At 43.8% G+C, this 16,003-nt stretch carries 4 protein-coding genes, 1 tRNA gene and 5 rRNA genes; 2 read left to right on the top strand and 8 right to left on the bottom strand.

Annotated features, from left to right (window positions below):
* Window positions 1–23: 23 nt before the first annotated feature.
* Complete coding sequence (locus CPS_RS02535; RefSeq protein ID WP_011041422.1) at window positions 24–1,295, bottom strand: efflux RND transporter periplasmic adaptor subunit; 1,272 nt, start codon at window positions 1,293–1,295, stop codon at window positions 24–26.
* A gap of 399 nt (window positions 1,296–1,694) precedes the next feature.
* Window positions 1,695–2,516, bottom strand: coding sequence for a crotonase/enoyl-CoA hydratase family protein (locus CPS_RS02530; protein WP_011041421.1), 822 nt, complete (start codon window positions 2,514–2,516; stop codon window positions 1,695–1,697).
* Between the two features lie 310 nt (window positions 2,517–2,826).
* Between CPS_RS02530 and CPS_RS02525 the strand changes: the two genes are divergently transcribed.
* The gene (locus CPS_RS02525) at window positions 2,827–3,843 is read left to right on the top strand and encodes a hypothetical protein (protein WP_011041420.1); all 1,017 of its coding nucleotides are present in this window, start codon (window positions 2,827–2,829) and stop codon (window positions 3,841–3,843) included.
* Between the two features lie 115 nt (window positions 3,844–3,958).
* Window positions 3,959–6,043 carry a YjbH domain-containing protein gene (locus CPS_RS02520; protein WP_011041419.1) on the top strand — a complete coding sequence of 695 codons (2,085 nt, stop codon included), beginning with the start codon at window positions 3,959–3,961 and terminating at the stop codon, window positions 6,041–6,043.
* Window positions 6,044–6,774: 731 nt separating this feature from the next.
* Here CPS_RS02520 and rrf (CPS_RS02515) read toward each other — a convergent pair.
* The 6 genes from rrf (CPS_RS02515) to CPS_RS02490 form a co-directional block, all read right to left on the bottom strand.
* Window positions 6,775–6,889, bottom strand: a 5S ribosomal RNA gene (rrf, locus tag CPS_RS02515).
* A 161-nt stretch (window positions 6,890–7,050) separates the two neighbouring features.
* A 23S ribosomal RNA gene (locus CPS_RS02510) occupies window positions 7,051–9,944 on the bottom strand.
* A 433-nt stretch (window positions 9,945–10,377) separates the two neighbouring features.
* Window positions 10,378–10,453, bottom strand: a tRNA-Ala gene (locus CPS_RS02505).
* A 97-nt stretch (window positions 10,454–10,550) separates the two neighbouring features.
* Window positions 10,551–12,095, bottom strand: a 16S ribosomal RNA gene (locus tag CPS_RS02500).
* A gap of 512 nt (window positions 12,096–12,607) precedes the next feature.
* Window positions 12,608–12,722 (bottom strand): 5S ribosomal RNA (rrf, locus tag CPS_RS02495).
* Window positions 12,723–12,891: 169 nt separating this feature from the next.
* Window positions 12,892–15,785, bottom strand: a 23S ribosomal RNA gene (locus CPS_RS02490).
* The 16S, 23S and 5S rRNA genes sit together here with 1 tRNA gene alongside, the layout of an rRNA operon.
* Window positions 15,786–16,003: the final 218 nt, after the last annotated feature.

Genomic DNA, 16,003 nt, shown 5'->3' with positions numbered 1-16,003 from the left:
ATCAATTAGTTACGCTATGATGTTCAGCCACCAAGGTAAATTTGTTCTGCTTTATTGAAATCTACATAATCCGAGGTAATAACTTGCTGGCCAACGTCAATACCCGATGTGATCTCAATATATTCAACACTACTCGTTCCAGTCGTTATAGCTGTCTTGTCTGCATAATTATCTTCACTAAGTTTGAAGATAAACTTACCACCTAAAGATCCCATAAAAGCACCGCGTTTAACCATGAGTACATTTTCTTTTTTCTCAAACTCTATACGTGCATTGATACGTTGATTTTGTCTTAATTGAATATTCTGTGAATTCTTTATTTTAGCTCTCACCGTTACTTGGTTACCTTTCACCTCAGGCGAAATGGCAATGATTTCACCGCGTACTGAAACCCCTGATATTTTCATTGAAACTTCTAAACCAATACCTAAATCATCTGCATAAAACTCTGGAACACTCAACTCCGCTTCATATTCAGATAAGTCGACAATTGTCATAATTGCAGTATTAGCGGCAATAGTGTTTTTCTGTGCAACAAGCCAATTACCTACTACACCTTTGACTGGTGCTTTGATTGCTAATTCATCATGACGACGTGACAGCTCTTCCAAGATAAGCTTTTCTTTTTGTACTAGAAAGTCTCTATGCTGTTTCTCAAATTGTAATCGCTCTACTGAAAACGATACTCTTTTTTTAGCATGCTCAAATAATCGTTTTGCATCCGCGACCGCATCTTGGCTTTTCAACCAATCAACCTCACTGATGATTTGTTTACCATATGAAATTTCTGCGCGCTGAAATTCACGCTTAGCTACATTCAACTTTGATTGTGCTGCGTTCATATTACTTTCAAGGTCAAGTTGTGCTTCTTTATCTGCTAATACACCACGATTAGCATTGATGCTCAGTTGCTCTAGTGTTGATTGTTGTTGTTTAATTAAAGCATCTAACTCAGGACTCATTAAACGAGCGACTATTTGATTTAACGCCACAGCCTCACCCGGTTTCGCTAATAACGTTATCTTGCCAATCTCAGTGCTATAAAGTTGTGGTGCATTTGCTGCCACCGCTTTACCAGAAACAACGATATCTCGAATTAAATCACCTAAGATCACGGTTTCAATATTGATGCTTTTACGATCAATGGTCGGTATTGATGAATACCACTGAGACAACGTTGGAAAAGTAACGTATGACAAAGCACATATCAGTGATAGGGTCAGCAGTATCTTCTTCAGCGCTACCTTTTTAGGGTTTGCTATAACCTCATCCTGTCCGCTTGTTCCTTGAATCATAGACTTCTACTTAATTATTTAACAATGACCAAGTATTGCAGATTCAATGCCACAAATTAAAGCAGCTTAAGTGACTGTAATTATTATGTTAAATATCTATTAAATATCCCTGAGTGTCCGAACGGACGCTGGATGTGTCCGCGACTGTCCGTATGACATAACACGGACACTAACTATAGAGGTGATAAATGGATTTGATGGTGAGGAGAGAGTCTACTAAGGTGTGATTAACATATGGAAGTTAATAACTACAAGACTAGGTTTTGATATTAATGCAGTAGACAAAAAAAGGATAATAGCTAAGCTGCAAATTATCCTTTTCAGAGTATTGTTCAGCAGTGCAGTAGCGATCGGACTAATTTATTAAGCACTAAGCGGGAATTAATCCGTTTGTAATAACTACCAATTTTTTCTGTTAATGAATTCTCTCGCTTTTTTATCTTGGTTAATTTGATTGTAAGTTTTAATCGCTCTATTTTTACCAATTAAAATTTTGATTTGATAAAAAGATTCTCTCAGAAGGGCAAATCCAGGTTTGCTCCACCAACTTCTGTTATAGAGTTTTTTAGTTGCTGCTATTGAATCTGGTGACTGCTGAGATATTATTTCGGCTAGCTTTATCGCTCTCTCAAAAGGTTCATCGTCTACATGGGTAACTAAGCCATATTCAAGCGCTTGTAATCCAGTAATAACTTCTCCTGTCATCGCAAGCTCTTTAGCTTTATCCAGTCTTAACAACTCTTTTAATGCTAGTGTTCCTCCCATATCGGGTATCAAACCCCAACGAGATTCCATTATAGATATTGAGGCGTCCGGTGTAGATATTCTAAAGTCTCCACCCAAGGCAATTTGCAATCCTCCTCCCCAACAACGACCTTTGATGACCACGATTACAGGCGCTGGTATTTCTCTCCAACCCGTTGAAACATACTGAGCTAAGTTAGCTCGCCAAGGTAACAATTTAAGGAGTAATTCAAGCGGCCCTTTTGTTGAGGACATTACCGATTTAACATCTAATCCGGAACAGAAGTCATCACCATTACCTGTAACAATTACTGTCCTAATACTTCGGTCTGCTTTCAAGCGTTTAATGGTTTTTCGGATCGCATGAAACATTAATATATCTAACGCATTACATTTATCAGGCCTGTTCAAGCTAACATAGGCTATCCCGTTACTTATTTCGAGATTCACTCTTTGTTCCATATTTTTACTAGGCATAACAGGTACTCATAATCATTAGTGGTATGACCACTAGATTAAACTATGCAATTAACGCTGTCTAATACAAAAATGCAAGACGCGAAAAAAGTAAACCTTCTAAAATAGAGTATTATTTCTATCCTACTCTCATATAAAACAATTTTGTCCAAACACATAATAAAAAATGAGGCGCTAATTAGCTTAAATTAGCTTGTATAAATTACATCCATCAATTACCATCTAGAAAAATACAATAGACTTTGTATATTACAAGGAATTCTTTAGTAATATGCTACTCCTCTTTAGATAAATTATAGGGCAATTAAAAATGAAAAAAATAGTTCGTACAACGTTAGCTGTAAGTATAGCGTTAGCTTTAACCGCTTGTAACAATGATAACAATGATCCAACTCCGACAACTCTGGATATTTCTGGTGCGGCCATTAAAGGAAGTTTAGCTGCTGCTACGGTTAATGTTTATGCTGCTAGCGATGCCGAGAGAGCTACCGTACTTGCTACTGCACAAACTGATGCAAATGGCGATTATAGCGTGCAGGTTGTTGATGCTTCAGGCGCCGAAATTATGGGTACATTCGTGGTTGAAGTTCTTGCTGACGAAGATACAACTATGATTTGTGATGCTACACTATGTGGCGATGTTGCTCGTGGTGAATCAATTCCAGCTGCTGAGCTAGTAGGTTTATCATTATCTACTATTACTTATTCAGACGGTACAGCAATAAGCGCAGATGTGAATTCATTAACTACAATGGCGACAGAAACTATTTTATCTTCAGCTGCTATTGAAGGTTCAGCTATCGATTTAGCAACCATTTCTGCAGCTGACTTTTTAGAAGTCCAAAATGATACTTCTGAGATTATTGGTGCTATTTTAGGTGTTGATCTTTCAGCAACTAACATCTTTGCTATAGACATTGTTGATGCGTCAGTATCGGCTGATGTTTCTACTGAAGATTCTATTACTGCAACATTAACACTAATTAATGCCTCGTTAACAAGCTTAGATGTTGCCGATGGTTCTACATTATCAGCTGCTATTAACGACTATGTGAATGCTGTTGAAACTGTTACTGCTGCATTGCTTGTTGACCCTGAAGTTGACCTAGGTACTGCTAATTCTGCAGCGCTTGCAACTATTAATGCTACGCAAACACAAATTTCAGATGAAGTAACTATGATTTCAGCTGAAATCACATCAGATACTGGTGTTGAAGTTCCTACTGAAGAAGTTCCTATGGAACTTGATGAAGACGCTCTTGGAGATACTGTTGGTGATATCATCGATGGCACTGGTGGTACTGGTGGTACTGGTGGTGAAGGCTAATCTATTAATATTATAATAGATTAATAAAACCCGCCTATTTGGCGGGTTTTTTTTCATTCAAACTTTTATTATTTTACAATTTTTTGTGCTAATTCACTTGCTAGGATTTATTTAAATGAAGCGCTGTATTCTTTTGGCATTGGCTTTGCTACCTTCTATTACTGTTACTGCTGAACCTGAGGCAACCATGTCTTTTCAAGGTTATAGTGGTTTAATAAACACTCCCACGGCTACATTATTCGAAGAAGGTAAATTTTTCTTTCAATATGGTAATCAGGTAGAAACGAGAACTGGTGCGGGTTACCGCAATGGTGATAATTATAACTTTGGTGTTGGTTTGTGGAAATATGTCGAAGTTTCAGGACGACTAGCCGATTACAAACACGGCAGTGAAGATGGATTAACCGATTTATCAGCTAATATTAAATTGGGGATTCCTTTTATTCCAAAAGATTGGTTTAGTTTAGCTGTCGGCATACAGGATGTTGGTGGTGCAGCCAACTTCTATGACGCTAAATATGCCGTAGCCTCAAAAAATATTTTTGAGGCTGTTAATTTATCCCTTGGTATTGGAACAAGTGTTTCAACTGAAGACCGACTTAATGGTTTCTTTGCTGGCATTGAATGGCAACCTTATAATTGGGTTAAACTCTCAGCTGAGTATGATGCAGCCGACACTCAATTCGGCTTACATTTATCATCTCCTAAAGGATGGCTTTACAGTGGTGTCCAATTAACTTCAGACATACTTGTTTCGAGCACTAACCAAGCACTAAAGGATGATTTTTACTATGGTTTAGGTTTTACAATTCCTCTTGGTGGAGAAGGGAATCAGAGTAACAACAATAATCGTATGACGGCTAGTTCGCATGAGTCTTCGCATCTGGATGATTTGGACTCTGGTGCGGCTTCACCTTCGGGCACTGCTGAACGATTACGAGTAAAAGAGTTACTAGTAAAAGAAGGCTTTGAAGCGATTAGCATAGGTGAAACTGATGGTAATACGCTATACGTAGAGCTTGAAAATCACGTTTATAATCGTAACCAAATAGATGGACTCGGTGTTGTTCTAGGTGTTATCAGTAAACAAGTTCAACATAATTACGCGAATTTTAAGCTTGTATTAAAAGAGCGTCAAATACCTATTTTGGTTGTTAAGGGGAGCCTAGCAGAATACGATGCTTTTTTACGGGATAATCAGCCATTGAAACTCGATATATCCACTGATACCTTTGGTAGTCAACGTAGAGATTCCACTCTAGATCTTAATGATGCTAACAGTATATGGTTTAAACCTCGTTTTACTTTTTGGCCTGGTCTTGTCACGAGAGTGGGTACAGAGTTTGGCACATTTGATGCATCTCTGGCATTGATTAGTCATGTCGAGGTGCCCTTATGGCCAGGCGCCGCAGTTACTGCGCAACATACAAAACAAGTTGCAGAAACTAAAAACTTCGAAGATGGCGAGTATTTTTCTGATTATAAGCAAAAGACAGGACTGAAAGAGTACAGCTTCCATCAAACCTTTTCATTACCCTATTCCATAAAGAACATGTCTTCTGTGGGAAGGTACAGAGATACTTACGATTACTTATCGAATGAAGTACGCTGGCAAAGCTATGGTGGAAGCCATAAAATCAACCTATTTACAGCACGGTATGAAAATCAAGAACCACCTGAAAGAGAACATTATAATGGTTGTAATATTTTATTTCCTGCTTGCTGGAAAGAAGCGGAGCCCCTACAAAGAGATGTCGTAATTGCTAAGTACCTATACTACAACGCACATTTCAACGCCTCTGCAGAAATGCAAGTAGGGCAATTTTGGCAACAAGATAAAGGCGTCGTTGTTAAGTTAGAGAGAATGTTTGGCGATGTTACCCTTAACCTGACCTATAAAGATACTAAAGTTGATAATGAAGAAGCTAATCAATTCATTGGCCTAGGATTTTCTATTCCGTTAACACCACGTAAAGATTACAATAATAAATACTTCCAGGTAAGAGGTAAGCCTAAATGGCGATACTCAGTGAATACATTGGTAGGAAAAGACCATAATAGGCTAACACCAGGCACTGGTGACACCTCTCAGAGGTTTTATAACCTTGATAGTGCATTTTATAATAACAATCGCTTAAGTAGCGAATATATTTACGGAAATGCTAATCGCTTAAGAGAAGCGTATTATCACGCGCGTTAACTAAAAAACTAGCTGCCTATTTTAGATCAATACAAGATTTAGAATAGGCAGACAACCAGCTCCTCATAATCCCCCTTTTGTTCTTTCTGAATATTAATCATTAAACACAAACCTATTACGCTTATACTAACGTGCCCTTATTAACACTTCATAACAGCCCTTCTAGTGAATAATGTGTATTAGTGGCAAGCCTTTAATTTAATTTCCTTGCTCTTTTGAAGCTCTGCAGTAATGAAGAAGGTTAGGTACAACCATAATAAGTAGGCGGGAATTTATTCGCGCTTTTACTAAACATCAGAAAGTAAAAAAGCTATGGTGTTAGCTATGGGTTTATCGTGTACACAGTACAATTTAGAAGTGGAGAATGCACCACTATCACATAGGCTTAACTAACATCAGTCACACAACAATCGGCGTAACAGCGTTCCACTTCTGAAGCACTGTGGCAAAGAAGACGAATATATTCAGGTAGGGGCACAATATGCAGGCGGGAATTTATTCGCGCTTTTACTAAACATCAGAAAGCAAAAAACCCGTAGCGCAAGCGATGGGTTTCCTTAATAGAAGTTTAGCAATGTCCTATTCTCACATGGGCTTAACTAGCATGAGTCACACTACCATCGGCGCAAGGATGTTTTACTTCACTATTATTGGAGTTTATTAAATGCCAGACAGCAAAAAGCCCGACTCTTTCGAATCGGGCTTCTCTAGTACCTAAGTACAAATTAGAAGTTTAGCAATGTCCTACTCTCACATGGGAACTCCCACACTACCATCGGCGCAACTGCGTTTCACTTCTGAGTTCGGAAAGGGATCAGGTGGGACCACAGCGCTATTGTCGCTAAACAAAAAGGGGACAATCTTAGAAAGCTTGCTCAATGAGCTATAAATATCGTTTTGTTCTTTATTCTTGGTTCAAGTAACACGTAAGTACGTGATGTTTTCTGTGTCAGTCTTTATACAAATCACTTCAGTATCACTTTTCAGCAAAACTACTTGGGTGTTGTATGGTTAAGCCTCACGGGTAATTAGTATCAGTTAGCTCAATGCCTCGCAGCACTTACACACCTGACCTATCAACGTTGTAGTCTCCAACGACCCTTTAGGGAGCTTAAAGCTCCAGTGAGAACTCATCTCAAAGCCTGCTTCCCGCTTAGATGCTTTCAGCGGTTATCAGTTCCGAACGTAGCTACCGGGCAATGCCATTGGCATGACAACCCGAACACCAGTGGTTCGTCCACTCCGGTCCTCTCGTACTAGGAGCAGCCCTCTTCAATTCTCAAACGCCCACGGCAGATAGGGACCGAACTGTCTCACGACGTTCTAAACCCAGCTCGCGTACCACTTTAAATGGCGAACAGCCATACCCTTGGGACCGACTTCAGCCCCAGGATGTGATGAGCCGACATCGAGGTGCCAAACACCGCCGTCGATATGAACTCTTGGGCGGTATCAGCCTGTTATCCCCGGAGTACCTTTTATCCGTTGAGCGATGGCCCTTCCATACAGAACCACCGGATCACTATGACCTACTTTCGTACCTGCTCGACGTGTCTGTCTCGCAGTTAAGCTGGCTTATGCCATTGCACTAACCGTACGATGTCCGACCGTACTTAGCCAACCTTCGTGCTCCTCCGTTACTCTTTGGGAGGAGACCGCCCCAGTCAAACTACCCACCAGACAGTGTCCCCAAGCCCGATAAGGGCCCTAGGTTAGAACATCACGCATACAAGGGTGGTATTTCAAGATTGGCTCCACCACATCTAGCGACATGGTTTCAAAGCCTCCCACCTATCCTACACATGTAGGAGCAATGTTCACTGTCAAGCTATAGTAAAGGTTCACGGGGTCTTTCCGTCTAGCCGCGGGTATACGGCATCTTAACCGCAAATTCAATTTCACTGAGTCTCGGGTGGAGACAGTGTGGCCATGATTACGCCATTCGTGCAGGTCGGAACTTACCCGACAAGGAATTTCGCTACCTTAGGACCGTTATAGTTACGGCCGCCGTTTACCGGGGCTTCGATCATCAGCTTCGTCCGAGGACTAACCGAATCAATTAACCTTCCGGCACCGGGCAGGCGTCACACCGTATACGTCATCTTTCGATTTTGCACAGTGCTGTGTTTTTAATAAACAGTTCCAGCCACCTGGTTACTTCGACTACTCTTCGCTTACACCGCAAGGGTTTAACGTTGAGCAGCGTACCTTCTCCCGAAGTTACGGTACTATTTTGCCTAGTTCCTTCACCCGAGTTCTCTCAAGCGCCTTAGTATTCTCTACCTAACCACCTGTGTCGGTTTGGGGTACGGTTCCTATATATCTGAAGCTTAGAAGCTTTTCCTGGAAGCATGGCATCAACAACTTCAACTCCGTAGAATCTCGTCTCGTATCTCAGTGTTAATGAAGACCCGGATTTACCTAAGTCAACCACCTACATACTTTCACACGGACTACCAACGCCGTGCTTGTTTAGCCTACTCCGTCCCTCCTTCGCAATATATAGAAGTACAGAAATATTAATCTGTTTCCCATCGACTACGCGTTTCCGCCTCGCCTTAGGGGCCGACTTACCCTGCCCTGATTAACATGGGACAGGAAACCTTGGTCTTTCGGCGGGGGAGTTTTTCACTCCCCTTATCGTTACTCATGTCAGCATTCGCACTTCTGATACCTCCAGCAAACTTCTCAATTCACCTTCAACGGCTTACAGAACGCTCCCCTACCACTTGAACCTAAGTTCAAATCCGCAGCTTCGGTGACTAGTTTAGCCCCGTTACATCTTCCGCGCAGACCGACTCGACTAGTGAGCTATTACGCTTTCTTTAAAGGATGGCTGCTTCTAAGCCAACCTCCTAGCTGTCTATGCCTTTCCACATCGTTTCCCACTTAACTAGTACTTTGGGACCTTAGCTGGCGGTCTGGGTTGTTTCCCTCTTCACAACGGACGTTAGCACCCGCAGTGTGTCTCCCGCATATCACTCATTGGTATTCGGAGTTTGCAAAGGGTTGGTAAGTCGGGATGACCCCCTAGCCTTAACAGTGCTCTACCCCCAATGGTGTTCGTGCGAGGCTCTACCTAAATAGATTTCGGGGAGAACCAGCTATCTCCCGGCTTGATTAGCCTTTCACTCCGACCCACAAGTCATCACCGCATTTTTCAACATACGTGTGTTCGGTCCTCCAGTTGATGTTACTCAACCTTCAACCTGCCCATGGGTAGATCGCCGGGTTTCGGGTCTATACCCTGCAACTAAACGCGCAGTTAACACTCGCTTTCGCTACGGCTCCCCTAATCGGTTAACCTTGCTACAGAATATAAGTCGCTGACCCATTATACAAAAGGTACGCAGTCACCCGACTAAATCGGGCTCCCACTGCTTGTACGTATGCGGTTTCAGGTTCTATTTCACTCCCCTCACAGGGGTTCTTTTCGCCTTTCCCTCACGGTACTGGTTCACTATCGGTCAGTTAGTAGTATTTAGCCTTGGAGGATGGTCCCCCCATATTCAGACAAAGTTTCACGTGCTCCGTCCTACTCGATTTCACTTAAAGGTTGCTTTTGTATACGGGACTATCACCCTGTATCGTTGTCCTTTCCAGAACATTCTACTAGCACCCTATAAGCTTAAGGGCTGATTCGCGTTCGCTCGCCGCTACTAACGAAATCTCGGTTGATTTCTTTTCCTCGGGGTACTTAGATGTTTCAGTTCTCCCGGTTCGCTTCGTTACGCTATGTATTCACGTAACGATACCTACCTTATGGTAAGTGGGTTTCCCCATTCGGACATCTTTGGCTATAACGGTTTTTATCACCTCACCAAAGCTTTTCGCAGATTAACACGTCCTTCATCGCCTCTAACTGCCAAGGCATCCACCACATACGCTTAGTCACTTAACCATACAACCCTAAGTAGTCTCATCCGAAGATTTGAAAACGAAGTACGCCCCGGAGACTAATCCAAGGCAATTGTAAAGTCTGACATTTTCACGTACTCAGTATATCCGAAGATATACGATGAGTTACTTGATAAGACATCATGCTCTTGCGAGCAGTATGAATTTGATAATACATCCTTGGGGGGATGCACTATCACCATTACCACATTCACGATAAGAGAATGAGATAACAGCTTGGTATTTATAATCATGTAAACAACAGCGCGACACCGTGCTTACCTTATAAATACCGATATTTATATCAGCTTTCCAGATTGTTAAAGAATTCAAATTAGCACGCATTCGGCATAATTCGTGGTTTAAAAAACCAAATTTAAAATCACTTTAAAAAGTGTATTTAAATTTGGTCTCTTTCTTTAGTAAAAGATACAAGATGGTGGAGCTAAGCAGGATCGAACTGCTGACCTCCTGCGTGCAAGGCAGGCGCTCTCCCAGCTGAGCTATAGCCCCATCAGGGTATCTTTCAATTTGTTATCATGTAATTTGTGTGAACACTCGTGAAATACAATCCGAAAACTGATTTCCATTAAGCAATTTTACTTCAAGATAAGGAGGTGATCCAACCCCAGGTTCCCCTAGGGTTACCTTGTTACGACTTCACCCCAGTCATGAAACACAAAGTGGTGACCGTCCTCCCCGAGGGGTTAAACTAGCCACTTCTTTTGCATCCCACTCCCATGGTGTGACGGGCGGTGTGTACAAGGCCCGGGAACGTATTCACCGTAGCATTCTGATCTACGATTACTAGCGATTCCGACTTCATGGAGTCGAGTTGCAGACTCCAATCCGGACTACGACAAGCTTTGTGGGATTCGCTCCACCTCGCGGTATTGCTGCCCTCTGTACCTGCCATTGTAGCACGTGTGTAGCCCATCCCGTAAGGGCCATGATGACTTGACGTCGTCCCCACCTTCCTCCGGTTTATCACCGGCAGTCTCCTTAGAGTTCCCGCCATAACGCGCTGGCAAATAAGGATAGGGGTTGCGCTCGTTGCGGGACTTAACCCAACATTTCACAACACGAGCTGACGACAGCCATGCAGCACCTGTCACAGAGTTCCCGAAGGCACAAGTCTATCTCTAGTCTCTTCTCTGGATGTCAAGGGATGGTAAGGTTCTTCGCGTTGCATCGAATTAAACCACATGCTCCACCGCTTGTGCGGGCCCCCGTCAATTCATTTGAGTTTTAACCTTGCGGCCGTACTCCCCAGGCGGTCAACTTAGTGCGTTAGCTGCGCCACTCACGGATCAAGTCCACAAACGGCTAGTTGACATCGTTTACGGCGTGGACTACCAGGGTATCTAATCCTGTTCGCTCCCCACGCTTTCGTTCCTCAGCGTCAGTATCTGTCCAGGTGGCCGCCTTCGCCACTGATGTTCCTTCCAATCTCTACGCATTTCACCGCTACACTGGAAATTCCACCACCCTCTACAGTACTCTAGTCTACCAGTTCAAAATGCAGTTCCAAGGTTGAGCCCTGGGCTTTCACATCTTGCTTAATAGACCGCCTACGAACGCTTTACGCCCAGTAATTCCGATTAACGCTTGCACCCCTCGTATTACCGCGGCTGCTGGCACGAAGTTAGCCGGTGCTTCTTCTGTTGTTAACGTCACAGAATGCAGCTATTAACTACACCCCTTTCCTCACAACTGAAAGTGCTTTACAACCCGAAGGCCTTCTTCACACACGCGGCATGGCTGCATCAGGCTTTCGCCCATTGTGCAATATTCCCCACTGCTGCCTCCCGTAGGAGTCTGGGCCGTGTCTCAGTCCCAGTGTGGCTGATCATCCTCTCAAACCAGCTAGAGATCGTCGCCTTGGTGAGCCATTACCTCACCAACTAGCTAATCTCACTTGGGCTAATCAAATGGCGAGAGGTTCCGAAGAATCCCCCCCTTTGGTCCGTAGACGTTATGCGGTATTAGCAGTCGTTTCCAACTGTTGTCCCCCACCATAAGGCATATTCCCAAGCATTACTCACCCGTCCGCCGCTCGTCAGCAGATAGCAAGCTATCTCTGTTACCGCTCGACTTGCATGTGTTAAGCCTGCCGCCAGCGTTCAATCTGAGCCATGATCAAACTCTTCAATTAAAAATCGTTTGTGTAACCTCATCGCAAGCGATGTGTTACTGCTCAATGAATTCTGTCGTGATACCAACCGAAGTTGATATCGCATTACATAGTCGCTACCTATCTAACTAAAGATAAATAACTATATTTATTTGCATGAACATCATTCATTAAGCGTTTTTTTGTTCTCCCCGAAAGGAAAACTATGTAAAACAACATTAATGTGAGTGCTCACACAAATTGCATGATAACTAATTGTTAAAGAAAAGGTCTGTTCATATTGCTATGAAAGACAGAAGATAATCGCATTCGTTATCTTCTTAACCTCAGGCCTTGCCTGAGTGAGGTGCGCATAATACGCCTCTCAGTTTTATTGTCAACACTTAGTTTCATAAAGAAAATAAGTATTTTATAAAACAGTATTTTTTACATTAATCGCTCATTTATCAGGCAATTAAGTTAACAAATAGTGTTTCTCAAGTAGCCCGTCACAAATGTAACGGGCTTCTCGTGTGCCGCAGCACAAATTAGAAGTTTAGCAATGTCCTACTCTCACATGGGAACTCCCACACTACCATCGGCGCAACTGCGTTTCACTTCTGAGTTCGGAAAGGGATCAGGTGGGACCACAGCGCTATTGTCGCTAAACAAAAAAGGTACAATCTTAGAAAGCTTGCTCAATGAGCTATAAATATCGTTTGGTTTTCTTGGTTCAAGTAACACGTAAGTACGTGATGTTTTCTTACCTTTCGGTCTATGTCAGTCTTTATACAAATCACTTCAGTATCACTTCTCAGCAAAACTACTTGGGTGTTGTATGGTTAAGCCTCACGGGTAATTAGTATCAGTTAGCTCAATGCCTCGCAGCACTTACACACCTGACCTATCAACGTTGTAGTCTCCAACGACCCTTTAGGGGACTTAAAGTCCCAGTGAGAACTCATCTCAAAGCCTGCTTCCCGCTTAGATGCTTTCAGCGGTTATCAGTTCCGAACGTAGCTACCGGGCAATGCCATTGGCATGACAACCCGAACACCAGTGGTTCGTCCACTCCGGTCCTCTCGTACTAGGAGCAGCCCTCTTCAATTCTCAAACGCCCACGGCAGATAGGGACCGAACTGTCTCACGACGTTCTAAACCCAGCTCGCGTACCACTTTAAATGGCGAACAGCCATACCCTTGGGACCGACTTCAGCCCCAGGATGTGATGAGCCGACATCGAGGTGCCAAACACCGCCGTCGATATGAACTCTTGGGCGGTATCAGCCTGTTATCCCCGGAGTACCTTTTATCCGTTGAGCGATGGCCCTTCCATACAGAACCACCGGATCACTATGACCTACTTTCGTACCTGCTCGACGTGTCTGTCTCGCAGTTAAGCTGGCTTATGCCATTGCACTAACCGTACGATGTCCGACCGTACTTAGCCAACCTTCGTGCTCCTCCGTTACTCTTTGGGAGGAGACCGCCCCAGTCAAACTACCCACCAGACAGTGTCCCCAAGCCCGATAAGGGCCCTAGGTTAGAACATCACGCATACAAGGGTGGTATTTCAAGATTGGCTCCACCACATCTAGCGACATGGTTTCAAAGCCTCCCACCTATCCTACACATGTAGGAGCAATGTTCACTGTCAAGCTATAGTAAAGGTTCACGGGGTCTTTCCGTCTAGCCGCGGGTATACGGCATCTTAACCGCAAATTCAATTTCACTGAGTCTCGGGTGGAGACAGTGTGGCCATGATTACGCCATTCGTGCAGGTCGGAACTTACCCGACAAGGAATTTCGCTACCTTAGGACCGTTATAGTTACGGCCGCCGTTTACCGGGGCTTCGATCATCAGCTTCGTCCGAGGACTAACCGAATCAATTAACCTTCCGGCACCGGGCAGGCGTCACACCGTATACGTCATCTTTCGATTTTGCACAGTGCTGTGTTTTTAATAAACAGTTCCAGCCACCTGGTTACTTCGACTACTCTTCGCTTACACCGCAAGGGTTTAACGTTGAGCAGCGTACCTTCTCCCGAAGTTACGGTACTATTTTGCCTAGTTCCTTCACCCGAGTTCTCTCAAGCGCCTTAGTATTCTCTACCTAACCACCTGTGTCGGTTTGGGGTACGGTTCCTATATATCTGAAGCTTAGAAGCTTTTCCTGGAAGCATGGCATCAACAACTTCAACTCCGTAGAGTCTCGTCTCGTATCTCAGTGTTAATGAAGACCCGGATTTACCTAAGTCAACCACCTACATACTTTCACACGGACTACCAACGCCGTGCTTGTTTAGCCTACTCCGTCCCTCCTTCGCAATATATAGAAGTACAGAAATATTAATCTGTTTCCCATCGACTACGCGTTTCCGCCTCGCCTTAGGGGCCGACTTACCCTGCCCTGATTAACATGGGACAGGAAACCTTGGTCTTTCGGCGGGGGAGTTTTTCACTCCCCTTATCGTTACTCATGTCAGCATTCGCACTTCTGATACCTCCAGCAAACTTCTCAATTCACCTTCAACGGCTTACAGAACGCTCCCCTACCACTTGAACCTAAGTTCAAATCCGCAGCTTCGGTGACTAGTTTAGCCCCGTTACATCTTCCGCGCAGACCGACTCGACTAGTGAGCTATTACGCTTTCTTTAAAGGATGGCTGCTTCTAAGCCAACCTCCTAGCTGTCTATGCCTTTCCACATCGTTTCCCACTTAACTAGTACTTTGGGACCTTAGCTGGCGGTCTGGGTTGTTTCCCTCTTCACAACGGACGTTAGCACCCGCAGTGTGTCTCCCGCATATCACTCATTGGTATTCGGAGTTTGCAAAGGGTTGGTAAGTCGGGATGACCCCCTAGCCTTAACAGTGCTCTACCCCCAATGGTGTTCGTGCGAGGCTCTACCTAAATAGATTTCGGGGAGAACCAGCTATCTCCCGGCTTGATTAGCCTTTCACTCCGACCCACAAGTCATCACCGCATTTTTCAACATACGTGTGTTCGGTCCTCCAGTTGATGTTACTCAACCTTCAACCTGCCCATGGGTAGATCGCCGGGTTTCGGGTCTATACCCTGCAACTAAACGCGCAGTTAACACTCGCTTTCGCTACGGCTCCCCTAATCGGTTAACCTTGCTACAGAATATAAGTCGCTGACCCATTATACAAAAGGTACGCAGTCACCCGACTAAATCGGGCTCCCACTGCTTGTACGTATGCGGTTTCAGGTTCTATTTCACTCCCCTCACAGGGGTTCTTTTCGCCTTTCCCTCACGGTACTGGTTCACTATCGGTCAGTTAGTAGTATTTAGCCTTGGAGGATGGTCCCCCCATATTCAGACAAAGTTTCACGTGCTCCGTCCTACTCGATTTCACTTAAAGGTTGCTTTTGTATACGGGACTATCACCCTGTATCGTTGTCCTTTCCAGAACATTCTACTAGCACCCTATAAGCTTAAGGGCTGATTCGCGTTCGCTCGCCGCTACTAACGAAATCTCGGTTGATTTCTTTTCCTCGGGGTACTTAGATGTTTCAGTTCTCCCGGTTCGCTTCGTTACGCTATGTATTCACGTAACGATACCTACCTTATGGTAAGTGGGTTTCCCCATTCGGACATCTTTGGCTATAACGGTTTTTATCACCTCACCAAAGCTTTTCGCAGATTAACACGTCCTTCATCGCCTCTAACTGCCAAGGCATCCACCACATACGCTTAGTCACTTAACCATACAACCCTAAGTAGTCTCATCCGAAGATTTGAAAACGAAGTACGCCCCGGAGACTAATCCAAGGCAATTGTAAAGTCTGACATTTTCACGTACTCAGTATATCCGAAGATATACGATGAGTTACTTGATAAGACATCATGCTCTTGCGAGCAGTATGAATTTGATAATACATCCTTGGGGGGATGCACTATCACCATTACCACATTCACGATAAGA

Origin of the sequence: Colwellia psychrerythraea 34H (assembly GCF_000012325.1) — a bacterium.
GTDB lineage: Bacteria > Pseudomonadota > Gammaproteobacteria > Enterobacterales > Alteromonadaceae > Colwellia > Colwellia psychrerythraea_A.
Note: the sequence above shows the minus strand (reverse complement) of the source record. Positions and strands in the feature narration are given on the sequence as shown.

Excerpts from the sequence above, each read along its gene's own strand:
- CPS_RS02535 (WP_011041422.1), bottom strand. The coding sequence starts at position 1,295 with ATGATTCAAGGAACAAGCGGACAGGATGAGGTTATAGCAAACCCTAAA.
- CPS_RS02530 (WP_011041421.1), bottom strand. The coding sequence starts at position 2,516 with ATGCCTAGTAAAAATATGGAACAAAGAGTGAATCTCGAAATAAGTAAC.
- CPS_RS02525 (WP_011041420.1), top strand. The coding sequence starts at position 2,827 with ATGAAAAAAATAGTTCGTACAACGTTAGCTGTAAGTATAGCGTTAGCT.
- CPS_RS02520 (WP_011041419.1), top strand. The coding sequence starts at position 3,959 with ATGAAGCGCTGTATTCTTTTGGCATTGGCTTTGCTACCTTCTATTACT.